This is a genomic window from Microseira wollei NIES-4236 (assembly GCF_020521235.1).
In the GTDB taxonomy this organism is placed as follows: domain Bacteria; phylum Cyanobacteriota; class Cyanobacteriia; order Cyanobacteriales; family Aerosakkonemataceae; genus Microseira; species Microseira wollei.
On sequence record NZ_BLAY01000225.1, the window covers coordinates 1 to 13,779 of the forward strand.

The window sequence follows — 13,779 nt, forward strand, 5'->3', positions numbered from 1 at the left end:
TCCCGCTTTCCCCGATGCTATCGCACAATTCGACCCGGATGGCTACCGCTGGAAATGGCACGAGGGAAAGTTTTCCGCCTGGGATGGCACTAGGTGCAGTTGATGACAATGGCTCAAAGGCGCTGGCCCACTACAATTAAGTGATGAAACGGCAGTAAATCATTATACTGAAATAGGAATTGAATTATCTACCGGGTAAAGCCAGAAAAAAAGCAGCTCGAAGCAATCTATGGAAGAAAATGTTTGGTTTAAACCGCTAGTTTGGATGGATTATAGGCTGGCAGTGTTGTTCACCGTTTTTATCCCCCTAACTCTGCTAATCTGGGCACTGTATAAAAGATCGGAAGCGGTGCAACGCCTGTTAACGATCTACTGGCGAGTTGCGAGCCTGCTTTTGATTACGGTATACCTGTTGATCGCGTCTTTACAGATTGGCTTTATCACGGCGGCGATCGCGCGGCTCCTGATTCCCGCCTCCCTGTGGTTTTGGGCGGATATCAACGAAGAAATCAACGATCTGCCCCAGCGATCGCTTAAACTGGCTCTCACATCCTGGCGTTGGGCGGTTACAGTTTACAATCTGATCGGCTTTGTGGCTCAAATCTTCTTCCTCGGTTGTGCCTTCGGTGGAGGCGCTCTCGAACAACCATCTTGTCGCGTTTGGCTAGAACCACCTTGGCGCTACAAGGAAATTTTCCATGCCGGTTACAGCACCGGGTTTTTAGGCTTTCTCGGCATCGTTGGCTTAATAATTTACGTCCTTTACCTGAGCTACTTTATTTTTGTGCGGCTGGGTAAACAGGGACGCTCCGCGATGGAACAGTAAAATTGGTCAGTAACAACTCTTGGCGGGTTTAAATAAACTGTAGATTATGGCATCGATGGCTGGTGAAACCCGCCCCGACACAACTGACAAATCACAATTGACTAATGACTTATTCAATAGCCCAGCGTTTAGAACGATACACCGCCAAGCGTCCTCACGAAGTTCTAATTGTGACGGTTGAAATCCTTGGCGAAGCCGACCAAATTGCTATTTTTAAAGGCTTTTCCAGTTCTTTAATGCGTCCGACGGCGAAAGATCCGGATGTGCCAGTTTTGCCAGATGATGCCACAATTATCTCTATCGACCGGGTAGCAAGTCCCTATAACCCCGCCGCACCCCGTTACATCGAGCCAGGACTAACCTGGGAGACGATCCAACCTTTGTTGTCAGAGGTGGGCGTTTAGAGGCAAACGGAAAACTGTCAATTCACCCAATCTTTAAAAAAATTCCGCCAAACTTTTCCGTATCTTTACTGAAGACAAGCGGTTAGTGGTCTAACGTAGTGTAATCTAGGGAGCTTATACAAACTCTTGAGCTAAAACTAGGGCCCAATAGTGAAAGAAAGTGCTATTGTCCACAAGAAAGCGTGTGTGGAGTGTTGATTAATTATGGTTACATCACAGATCCGGTCTCAAATGTCTGGCATTTCTGAAGCGTCTTTGTCTTTGACGCCTGCGGCACATCCGATCAAACAGACTTCTTTCAGTACGGTTTGGCACTCAGTCGATTTGCCAGCAACGCCTTTATTTGGCACCGATGGCATTCGCGGACGGGTGGGAGATTTGCTTTCGGCGCCCCTGGCAATGCAAATTGGTTTCTGGGCAGGTCAAGTGCTGCGATCTGTTAACGGCGGCGCTACCGGCTCGGTTATTGTAGGCCAAGACCCTAGAAACTCTAGCGATATGCTGGCAATGGCGCTGTCAGCAGGGTTGACCGCAGCGGGACTGGAGGTTTGGCATTTGGGAATCTGCCCCACCCCCTGCGTCGCCTATCTGACGAGCGTTTCCCCGGCAATTGGGGGCGTGATGATTTCTGCTTCTCACAATCCCCCAGAGGATAACGGCATTAAGTTTTTTGGCGCGGATGGAACCAAGCTACCCCAGGCAATTCAGGAAAAAATTGAAGCTGGAATTAGAGGCAATGGCGATTTTCCCATTTTGAACGGCTGTTGGGGACGCCAATACCAGAGAGCCGAATTAACTGGCGAATACCTGGAATCGCTGCACAAACCGCTGCTGGGAGAAATAGACCTGCGGGGAATGCGAATTGTCTTAGATCTGGCTTGGGGTGCCGCCGTACATCTGGCACCAGCTGCATTTAAGGCTATGGGGGCAGAAGTTATCTGCTTGCACGATCGCCCCGATGGATCTCGCATCAATGTCAATTGCGGATCGACCCATCTGAATTCCCTCAAAGAAGCTGTCAAGCACCACAAGGCAGATCTGGGGTTAGCTTTTGATGGCGATGCCGACCGGGTGATGGCGGTAGATAGCTGTGGGCGCGTCGTGGATGGAGATTACATCCTCTATTTCTGGGGTCAAAATTTGGCCTTCGCGCAACAGTTGCCGGGAAATCTAATTATTTCCACCGTAATGGCTAACCTCGGTTTTGAACGTGCGTGGCAGAAACTGGGCGGTCAGATGGTGCGGACTGCCGTCGGGGATCAATACGTTCACGCCGCCATGCTGCAACACGGCGCCATGTTGGGCGGCGAACAATCCGGACATATCCTCTGCCCCCATTACGGCGTCAGCGGCGATGGATTGCTGACGGCAATGCATTTAGCAGCACTGGTGAAACGCAGCGGCGTGTCTTTAGCGGAACTGGTAGATGGCAGCTTCCAGACTTACCCCCAGCTGTTAAAGAACGTGCGGGTGGAAGACCGGGAAGTCCGCTTGGGTTGGAAAAACTGCGAACCGCTACAGAAAGCGATCGCAGATGCAGAAACCGCAATGGGCGACGAGGGTCGCGTTCTGGTCAGAGCTTCCGGCACCGAACCCGTGATTCGGGTTATGGTTGAAGCCGTCAGCTTAGAACTTGCCGATCGCTGCGCTGACAATTTGGTACTTGCGGTCCAAAAATACTTGCTCTAGCTAATGGGTAATAAGTCCAGGACTTACCCAAGATGCTCCTATCACCTTTGTTTCTGCGTAGATATCCAGTTCTACAGCCACGATTTTTCATAGAAACTTTGGTGTTTGCGTAAGTCCTGAAGTCATAAGTCAAGGCGACGGGCGGGACGCCCATCCCACAAGCAAAATTAATCTCTTGTGGGGTGGGCGTCCCGCCCGCCCTTCTATTGCTGCCAGTTCTAAATTATATATACTTTTGCCAAGTTGCCCCACGGGACGCCCATCCCACAAGCAAAATTAATCTCTTGTGGGGTGGGCGTCCCGCCCGCCCGTCTATTACTGCCAGCTCTAAATTATATATACTTTTGCAAAATTGTCGCAGTTAGTATGAAATACTACTAAAACAGCGGCGCGTTTGACCCATATTTGAAAACAATCTAAATTTAACGTTTTGTTAGCTGTCTAAGTATTGACTCAAGAAAATACTTTTAGGCTTCTTGATTGAATTTTTTAGAGGAAGCTTGACAAAACGTCAAAGCCAGTTGTTTTCTGGCGCTTGCGAAATTGGGGGCATGACGCGCTTGCATCTACCATCGACTCAAACTAGAACCTGTAGACTGTCACGTTTGGAGCTATCACCCGTGCTTGCTCTAGCTGCAAATTTCGACCCCAATCAAATCAGTACCAAAAGAGAGATTAGTGCCGCAGCAATCAATGTCAGCGGTCGTCAGCGGATGCTTTCGCAACGAACGGCGCTGTTGTGTCTGAGACTGGTCTGTACTCAAGATAAAGCCGAGGAGGAAAAGTTGCGCCACCAGTTGTTAGCCGATATCGATTTGATGGAAACATCGCACAACGGACTGCTCAACGGCGACGAGAAGCTGAAACTATCGGGTCATCTCTCAGCAGTGCTGAAGGCGATGTACTTTGAACCCCCCTTCAACTTAGACCACCAGATCCGCAGTTATATCGCCCAAGTCAGAGCTTTGGCGGATGCAAATACAAGAGAGCTAACTCAGGATAATCCCCATCTGCGCTACATTCAGGATGCTGCTTCCACACAATTGCTGACAGGTTTAGATGCGGTTGTCAGTCAGTATCAAAAAGAAAATGAGGCGCAACAGCTAGCCGTCGATATCCAGAGAGCTGAACTCTATTGTCAGAGTTGTGCAGCCACTGCTGCTGCCAAAATCCAAGCGGAGAAACTGCAAAAAGCGCTGCAAGAGTTAAAACAAACTCAGGCTCAACTGATTCATAGCGAAAGAATTTCTAGTCTTGGGCAACTTGTCGCCAGTCTCGCCCACGAAATCAACAACCCAGTCAGTTTTGTTCACGGGAATTTGAGTTTTGCCACTAATTACGTTCAAGACTTGCTCGAAATAGTGCGCGTTTATCAGCAGCAATATCCCCAATTCAATCAGGCAATTCAAGACAAGATAGAAGCGATTGACCTGGAATTTTTGAGTAAAGACTTGCCTCAAGTGCTGTCTTCGATGACCGTTGGAATAGACCGCATTTGTCAGATAGTGCGTAGCTTGCGGAGTTTTTCCCGCATGGACGAAACCGAGATGAAATTAGTGAATTTGCATGAGGGGATTGATAGCACTCTGCTGATTTTACACACCCGAATCAAAGCCAAAGATAAACGTCCTGCAATTGAGGTTATCAAAGAGTACGGCAATTTGCCCTTGGTGGAATGCTACGCCGGACAAATCAATCAAGTGTTTATGAATGCTATTGCCAATGCCATCGACGCAATTGAAGAGCGCATGGCCCATGGCAGTTGCCCTAACCCCAAGATTCGCATAATTACCGCAGTTGTAGGAGAAAGCGCCTTAATTCGGATCGCAGATAATGGCATTGGCATGACCGACGAAGTGCGCCAGCGACTATTTGATTCGTTTTTCACTACAAAGCCGCTAGGCAAGGGAACCGGCTTAGGTTTGTCGATTTCCTATCAAATTGTGGTGCAGAAACATGGCGGCGCGCTTTGGTGCGAATCGACTCCAGGACAGGGGACAGAATTCTGGATTAAAATACCCCTGTGCCAGGGTGTGAAGGCAGAAGCAATATCGGTCAGTGCAGCGTCACCTTTAATCTGTGCGGGAAGTTCTGAAACTCCCAATAGATGGGACAAGGAGGACAAAGGAGAGAAATTGCTTATCTAACTAAATTTGGCGTACCAGGCTTGTAAGATTCAGGATTTACCCACGACGATCTTAGAAACCGGGTTTATGCGTAGATCTCTAGTTCTCTTGCGACGATTTTTCAGAGAAACTTTGGTGTTTGCGTAAGTCCTGAGATTATGTAAGTTGACAAAGTTCCTGGCAAATTAAATAATCCTTCATCGTCAATGTGTAGCTATGTTAAGCTATGACTCTGTTCTACGCAAGCTATCTTCTATTTTCAACGACAGCAGACAGCTGGAAGTTTCCCAATTGCAAGACCCGCTGAATCGGGGCTTACTGCTACGAAAAGTTGTTGATAAAATTTGGAACTCCAAAGAGCGCATAGAATTTGGCAGCAGCGAGATTTTACAAACGGTGGTGGATCAAATTGCGCTTCTATTGCATCTAGATTATTGTTGTTTTTTGTGGTATTTTCATAGTACGAAACAGGTGCAATTAGTCTGCGATCGCGTCACGGGTAATCAACAGCCTTTACAAAAAGGATATTATCCGGTAGAAATGTTTGGAGGGGATGGAGTAGCGATCGCTCAGGGTAAATTGATAATTAACAGCGGGACTGGTGTCAGTTCGCTGTTGGGTAAGGCGGCGAAATGGCTGTCTCGGTTGCCAATTGCCCAATGCAAAACCGAGCTTGAAGGGGTGCAAGGTAAATTAAAAGCAATGGAAGCCAATGCTAACGTATTGGTTCCCTTGCGGATAGAGAACCTTGGGGAAGCATCCCAAGCGGATGGGGGTATAGGAATTATTGCTTGCTGGTGCGAGCAAAATCGGAGTTGGGGTAGGGGTGAAATTGAATTCTTGCAGTTAATCGCTCAACAGATGGAAATCGCTATTCGTCAAACAAAAGTAGAAGCACAAACCCAGAAAATTCTCGCCAGAGAGAAACTGGTGAACCAAATCACCAGCCAAACGCGGCAGAGTTTCGATCTGCAAACGATATTAACCTTCGCGATCGCGCAACTGTTAGAAGCGTTGGGAGTAGACCGCTGTCTGGTGCATATGGTGGAAGACCCTGGGGATTCAAAGGCGTATCGGCAACAATCGGTTGCTTGCTGCGAAACAATGCATCGCCTGGCGTACCACCACCAGCACCTATACGAAGTTTGTCGAGAACCCTTTGCGCCTTCGATCGAAGATTTCCATCCCTATGGACCGATTACCAAGTGGGTAATCCAACATCGTCAAATGGTGGCGATTCCAGATATAGCGGCTGACTCTCGGATTGGTCCGGATAACGAAGAATACCAAAGAGCGCAGATCAAATCTTCGCTTGTCGTGCCAGTGCAAACGAAAGATAAACTGCACGCAATTTTATATTTAAACCAGTGTTCCCACATTCGCGACTGGTCAAAAAGCGACCGAGAATTAGCCCAAGCAGTGGCAAATCAACTGGCGATTTCGATCCAACAAGCTTGTCTGTTTGCCAAAACTCGCGCTTCAATGGAACGAGAATCCCTGCTGCGGCTGATTGGGGATCAAATTCGCAGCACCCTGGAGTTAAAAACAATTTTACAAACCGCCGTGGGGGAGGTAAGAGAATTTCTCGATACGGATCGGGCGGTAATATACCAGTTCGATCCAGACTGGGGAGGGAAAGTCGTTGTCGAAGAAGTAATGGGGAATTGGCGGTCAATTATAGATCGGGCAAGTAACCCCAGCTGCGACGCTCTAGCCCAAAATGGTCAATCGCCGCGATCGCTGGTCACAGATAATTGTATTCTCAAGGAATATATCGATCTGTACCAAAAGGGCAGGGTACGCATCGTTAACGATGTGGCGACGGAGAATTTCACCAATTGCTATGCTGCGTTATTGCGGCGGATGCAAGTGCAAGCTACCATCGTCGTACCGATTTTAATCGGAGAGAAACTTTGGGGATTGCTAATCGTCCACGAGTGTCGGGGGACGAGAGTTTGGCAGAAACCAGAGGTAGAATTGCTGCAACAGGTGGCAATGCAGTTGGCGATCGCCATTCAACAAGCCGAACTTTACCAGCAAGCCCGCACCGCTGCAAAGGTGGCGCAAAATAAAGCAGAAGCCTTAGAACAAGCCACCGCTGCACTCAAACAGACCAATCAAATTTTAGAAAGCGAGATTGGCGATCGCAAACAAGCACAAGCTGAACTGCGGCAGAAAAATAAAATCGTCAAATTACTCCAAGCAGTCACTGCTGCTGCTAACGAAGCCACTAATAGCGAAGCCGCGTTACAAATCTGTCTAGAACGCATCTGCCATCATACTGGGTGGCCCGTCGGACATGTTTATATGCCCACAGAAACGGGTGAATTAATCCCGACAAAACTTTGGAACATCAAAGATCCAGAACGCTTCCTTACATTCCGCAAAATCACCGAAGCCACCCCCCTCGCCCCAGGAAATGGATTACCGGGTTGGGTTTTCAGCAGCAAACAACCGCAATGGATCGTCGATGTGAACGCTTTGGAACAAGAGAGTTATTTTCCCAGAGTGAAACTCTCAGGAGAACTAGGAGTAAAAGCTGGTTTTGCTTTCCCAGTGTTAGTAGGGACAGAAGTGGTAGCGGTGCTGGAATTTTTCTCATCCGATGCGATAGAACCTGACGAACAATTGTTAGAAATTGTCGCCAATATTGGCACTCAACTTGGGCGAGTTATTGAACGGGAACGAGCAGAAAAAGCACTGCGCCAATCGGAAGCAAGAGCTATAGAACAAGCCCAAAAACTAGAGCAAGCTTTGCATAAACTCAAGCAAACCCAAACCCAACTAATTCAAACCGAAAAAATGTCTTCTTTGGGTCAATTGGTTGCTGGTGTTGCCCACGAAATTAACAACCCCGTCAACTTTATCCACGGTAACCTAGCCTTTGCGGAAAAATATACGCAAGACTTGTTAGAATTGGTGGAACTTTATCAAAAGTATTATCCCAAACCCTCTAGTGAAATTCAACAGCGGATCGCGGCAATTGACCTGGAATTTCTCATGGAGGATTTGTCCAAAATATTATCCTCAATGCAACTTGGAACCGAACGCATCCGCCAGATTGTATTGAGCTTGCGGAATTTTTCTCGCCTTGACCAAGCGCAAACCAAATCGGTTGATATTCATGAAGGAATTGATAACACGCTGTTAATCTTGCAACATCGGCTGCGTCCCCAAGGGAAAGTCAAGGGAGGAACTGAAGATCCTGGTATTGCAATAATTAAAGACTATGGGAATTTGCCGCGAGTAGTGTGCTACCCAGGTCAGCTTAATCAAGTATTTATGAATATTCTGTGCAATGGAATCGATGCACTTGAGGAGGTCATGGGTAATGGCAGTTGTCCCAACCCAAGTATTCGGATAACGACCGAACTCCAAGGAGAAAGCGTCTTGATTCGGATTGGGGATAATGGGTCTGGAATCCCAGAGGAAGTGAAATCGCGACTGTTTGACCCGTTTTTCACCACCAAACCCGTGGGTAAGGGGACGGGACTGGGTTTGTCAATTTCCTATCAAATTGTGGTCGAGAAACACGGCGGAGCGCTTTGGTGCGAATCGACTCTAGGACAGGGAACGGAGTTTTGCATTAAAATCCCAGTGCAGCAAAACCGAGAAAAAGCGGATCTAGCGATTCAGTAAAAACTATTAGCTAAATTTTCAGTGATTATTCGGTTGATCAAATCAACCGAATTGATTACATTGTCAAAGAAACTCGACGTTTGATAAATTGATTAAATCTTTAATTAATTCGCCAAAATCTGGGTCAAATATTTATACATTTTAAAGTGTTATGGGATAAAAAAGAGTAGTTAAAATAATAAGGGTGAGGTTAAATAGCTTTTTGAATCGCGAGAAAGAAGCGCAAGTATTCAATAGCAAAATAGGAAAATGATAGAGGAATTTTGGGTAAGAGAGGCAGTTATACAATCGGGTTTGTGGTTAAATTTAGCGAGCGGCCTGATCGGAGTATTGATTGGCCTGTGTATCTTAGCACCAACCTCGAAGCTGCTCAAAACAAGGGTGCGATCAAAACCAGTTGGCGATCGATGGGACAAGTCCCGACCAAGTACTAATGAGAACCAAACACTCCCAGCGTTAGAAATTAAATACGAAGAGTGTACTGCCAAGTTAAAGATAGCTAACGAGCAATTGCAGCAGGAAATAGTGAAGCGGCAAAAAGCGGAAGCAGAATTAGAGCGATCGCTTGCCTTGTTGCTGGGAACCCTCGAATCAACGGGGGATGGCATAATAGCCACTAAAAACGGCGAAACCATCGTGACATTTAATCGTCGGTTCGTCGAAATGTTCGACATTCCCGAAGAAGTTATAGCGTCGCGATCGCTAACAGCAATACTACCGTGGATGTTAGAAAAATTCAAATATCCCGAACAATATCTTGGTCAAGCTAAAGACTTGATCGCCGAACCAGATGCAGAAGCATACGGAGTATTCGCTCTCAAAGATGGCAGAATTTTCGAGAGCTATTACCTAACCCAGCGGTTAGGAGAAAAGATCGTTGGCAGAGTTTGTAGCTTTCGGGATATTAGCCATATTTGGCTAATTGAGCATCAATTACTGGAAGCGAGTGCTGAAATAAAAGCCATATTTGGTGCATTTCCAGACTTATATTTTCGCCTCGATGCCAACGGCAGGATTATTGATTATCAGGCAGGGCGAGAATCACAAGCTTTTCTGCCAGCGGGACAATTACTGGATTGCCTTTTGCAAGATGTTTTTCCACCCAGCGTAGCGGAGCGCTTTCTGGATGCGATCGCCAAGGTTATGAAGACAAAGTCGTTAGTGGCGATTGAATATTCCCTGCCGATTCAAAACGTCGAAAAAACATTTGAAGGGCGGTTTGTACCGTTCCAGAAAACCCAATTCATCCTGATCGTGCGCGATATTACCAAACGCAAACGAGCCGAAAAAACATTACGCAACAGCGAAAAACGCCTTCGCAAACAAAACCGAGCATTGGCATCTTTAGCAAAAAGTAAAACATTGAATCACGGCAGTCTCAGCGCTGCTGTGGAAGAAATTACAGGAGTTGCTGCTAATATCCTAGAGGTTGAGCGGGCGGCGGTGTGGTTATATAACGAAAATTGCTCCCAGTTGCGCCGCCTTAATTTGTACGATCGAAATAATGGTCATAATGCAGAAACAATTGAGATAGCAGCAAGCGACTATCCCGCCTATTTTGCAGCATTGACACAAGAGCGAACAATAGCTGCGTATGATGTTAGTACCGATCTGAGAACGCAAGAATATTACCGTTCCAATCTTGGCGTACTGGGGATGACTTCCCTATTAACTGCACCGATTTGGTTGCAAGGAAAAATGGTGGGAATTGTGTGTCACGAACACCTGGGAACTAAGCGTAAGTGGGGGATGGAAGAACAAAATTTTGCTGCTGCGATCGCCGATCTAGTATCCTTGGCGCTAGAAGCTTCTCAACGGCAGCGATCGGCAGAAATGATTCGCTATCAGGCAAACTACGACCTTTTAACGGGATTGCCTAATAAAATGCTATTCAACGAGCGACTGTCTCAAGCACTAACAGATGCAGCTAGCAGTCAAAGCATGTTGGGCGTAATGTTTTTAGACTTGGATCGTTTCAAACAGATCAACGATACCTTGGGTCATTTGATAGGCGATCGCTTGTTGCAAGGGGTTGCTAAACGGTTAGTTAAATGCTTGGGGGAGGAAGACACAATTGCTCGTTGGGGAGGCGATGAATTCACCGTCTTACTGACCCATATTAAGTCTAAAGAAGATGCCGCCAAAATTGCCGCGAGAATTCTAGAAGCACTCAAACCAGATCTGGAGATAGAGGGACATCACCTTCATATCAGTAGCAGCATCGGTATCGCCATCTATCCTTCTGACGGCACAGATAGCGACACGCTGTTAAAGAATGCAGATGCTGCTCTTTACCGCGCTAAAGAACAGAACCGGAATAACTATCAGTTTTATAACTCGGTTATGAATTCTAAAGCTTCTGAATTATTGATTGTAGAACATAGCCTACACGAAGCTTTAGAACAACAACAATTTGTTGTTCACTACCAACCTCAAGTTAATACAGCCGCTGGGAAAATTACCCAGATGGAAGCTTTGGTGCGTTGGCAGCATCCGCAACAGGGGTTTATGTCCCCCGAAACATTTATCCCGGTGGCTGAAGAAAACGGACTGATTATACCCATCGGCGAATGGATGCTAAAAACTGCCTGCGCTCAAAATAAAGCTTGGCAAAATGCCGGGTTGCCGCCGATATCCGTAGCCGTTAACCTTTCGGCTCGACAATTTCAGGAACCTAATTTGGTAGATCTGGTCGGACGAGTTTTGTCAGAAACAAGTTTAGAACCAAAGTTTTTAGAATTAGAAATTACTGAATCTGTTGCGATGAAAAATGTGGAATACACCAGGGCAACTCTTTTGGAATTGCATCACATGGGAGTCCGGATTTCACTGGATGATTTTGGCACGGGATATTCTTCGCTCTCGTATCTGAAAAAGTTGCCGCTGCACAAGCTAAAAATAGACAAATCCTTTGTGATCGACCTCACAAAAGATCCTAATGATGCGGCTATTATTGCGGCGATAGTGGCTTTAGGCAAGGTACTAAATATCAAGGTGGTTGCAGAAGGAGTGGAAACAGTAGAACACAAGGAGTTATTGCGGAGTCTCCGCTGCAAACACATGCAGGGGTACTTCTTTAGTCGTCCTCTTTCCGCCGAGGATGCTACTCACATTTTGCAAAATTCTGAGTGGATCAAGGTGAAAACTTCGGGTTGGATTGGAGTTTCCAAACTTTGTTTTAGTTCCCATTGATCTGTAAACGGCTAATGGCTAATTGCTAATTGCTAATTGCTAATGGCTAATTGCTAATGGCTAATTGCTCGCTTGCTAATTGTTATATCATTCCGGTTAATTACTTGTAATTAAAAACGTCTCCGCGTCCGGTGCGTCTGGTGCGTCAGCCCGAATTATAAGTATTCAACCGGACATGATATTAATGGCCTTTTTGCTATTAGCGATTAGCGATTAGCCAATATTACAATGTGAAGTTTGTAGCTTCTATGTCGGCTTCGGCTTGGTGGACGATCGCTCGCAATTTATCCACGGTTTCTGGGTCAACTTTTTGCCACAAACCCCGCTGGTTTGCTTCTAACAAACGTTCTGCCATATCTCGCAATGCCCAAGGGTTTTTCTCTTGAATAAATGCCTGTACATCTGGAGCAAATAAATATGCTTCTGCAACTCCTTCATACATAAAATCTTCTACGCAGTTAGCCGTAGCATCGTAGGCAAATAAATAATCTACCGTTGCTGCGATTTCAAACGCGCCTTTGTAACCGTGGCGCATCGCCCCAGCGATCCATTTAGGATTAACGACGCGGGAACGATACACGCGGGCAATTTCTGATTTTAACTGCCTAACTTTGGGATTACTCGGAATAGAATTATCGCCGAAATAGGTTTGAGGATTTTTGCCCGTTAATGCACGCACCGATGCGGTTAAACCGCCTTGAAACTGATAGTAATCATCGGAGTCTAGTAAGTCGTGTTCCCGGTTATCTTGATTGTGCAATACTATTTCCATTTGCCGCAAACGCTGCTCAAAGGCTTCTGGATCTGCGTTGGGTAATGGGTAATTGGGAATGGGTAATTGGTTTTGTTTTCGATTACCAAATCCTGATGTATAAGCGTAACAACTCCAGTTAATATAGGCACGGGCAAGGTCTTGTTCATCTGTCCAATTTTGGGATTCAATTAAACCTTGCAATCCCGCACCGTAAGCACCAGGTTTTGAGCCAAAAATACGATAGCGCGATCGCACTAATGCCTGTTCTTCTCCCACCCCAGCACCTATCCACATCTGGGTTTCCTGGCGCACAGCAGCTGCCAAAGGATTGCAATCCGGTGTCTCATCTAGTTCTGCCACGACTGCAACGGCTTGGTCGAATAAATCGATTAAATTTGGGAAAGCATCCCGGAAAAAGCCGGAAATTCGCAACGTCACATCTACGCGGGGACGCCCCAAAATCGATATTGGTAAAATTTCAAAATCTACCACCCGCCGCGACGGTCCATCCCATACCGGCTGGACGCCGATTAATGCCAATGCTTCTGCGATGTCGTCGCCGCCAGTCCGCATCGTGGATGTCCCCCATACGGATAAACCCAGTGCTTTCGGATACTCGCCATTTTCCTGGGCGTAGCGTTCGATTAAAGCTTCTGCCGCCTTTCGTCCGACATCCCAAGCCGTTTCGGTGGGAATTCCCCTAATATCAACTGAGTAAAAATTGCGACCAGTTGGTAAAACTTCCGGGCGTCCCCGCGTGGGTGCGCCAGAGGGGGCGGGGGGGACGAAGCGCCCGTCGAGTCCGCGCAACAGGTTGGTAATTTCTTGGTGAGTTTGTTGCAATGCGGGGAGGAGGTGCGTGCGTATCCAGTCTAGTTCGCGTTGGGTGGCTTTTAAAGATGCTCTTGTGCTCTTGTGCTGTTCGCGCTCAGATATTAGCTGTTCGACTAATTTAGCTGCATGTTCTTCTAGAAGTTCAACAATATCGCCGACTGTGCGACATTCTTTACCAAATGGCACTAAGTTTGGCGAGGCTGAGCCTCTGGGATCTTGTTCCCTGGCTGAGCCTGGGAACGAGTTTGGCGAGGCTGAGCCTCTGGGATCTTGTTCCCTGGCTGAGCCTGGGAACGAGTTTGGCGAGGCTGAGCC

Annotated in this window: 7 protein-coding genes; 6 read left to right on the forward strand and 1 reads right to left on the reverse strand. The window is 46.9% G+C overall.

The window, feature by feature from the left end:
- The first annotated feature begins 229 nt into the window (after positions 1-229).
- The 6 genes from MiSe_RS42780 (at position 230) to MiSe_RS42805 (ending at position 11,876) form a co-directional block, all read left to right on the forward strand.
- Positions 230-826, forward strand: coding sequence for a DUF3177 family protein (locus MiSe_RS42780; RefSeq protein WP_226592322.1), 597 nt, complete (start codon positions 230-232; stop codon positions 824-826).
- A 104-nt stretch (positions 827-930) separates the two neighbouring features.
- Positions 931-1,230 (forward strand): DUF7734 family protein, encoded by a 300-nt coding sequence (locus MiSe_RS42785; RefSeq protein ID WP_226592324.1) that lies wholly within the window; start codon positions 931-933, stop codon positions 1,228-1,230.
- 204 nt (positions 1,231-1,434) lie between these two features.
- Positions 1,435-2,919 carry a phosphoglucosamine mutase gene (gene glmM, locus MiSe_RS42790; protein WP_226592326.1) on the forward strand — a complete coding sequence of 495 codons (1,485 nt, stop codon included), beginning with the start codon at positions 1,435-1,437 and terminating at the stop codon, positions 2,917-2,919.
- A gap of 500 nt (positions 2,920-3,419) precedes the next feature.
- Positions 3,420-5,066, forward strand: coding sequence for an ATP-binding protein (locus MiSe_RS42795; RefSeq protein WP_307731646.1), 1,647 nt, complete (start codon positions 3,420-3,422; stop codon positions 5,064-5,066).
- 195 nt (positions 5,067-5,261) lie between these two features.
- Positions 5,262-8,684: a GAF domain-containing protein gene (locus tag MiSe_RS42800; RefSeq protein ID WP_226592328.1), complete on the forward strand. Its 3,423-nt coding sequence runs from the start codon at positions 5,262-5,264 to the stop codon at positions 8,682-8,684.
- A gap of 249 nt (positions 8,685-8,933) precedes the next feature.
- Positions 8,934-11,876: a sensor domain-containing protein gene (locus tag MiSe_RS42805; protein WP_226592330.1), complete on the forward strand. Its 2,943-nt coding sequence runs from the start codon at positions 8,934-8,936 to the stop codon at positions 11,874-11,876.
- Between the two features lie 223 nt (positions 11,877-12,099).
- On the opposite strand, the gene MiSe_RS42810 is transcribed toward MiSe_RS42805, so the two are convergent.
- A partial coding sequence (locus MiSe_RS42810; RefSeq protein ID WP_444980621.1) for a cobaltochelatase subunit CobN occupies positions 12,100-13,779 on the reverse strand: 1,680 nt, incomplete at its 5' end.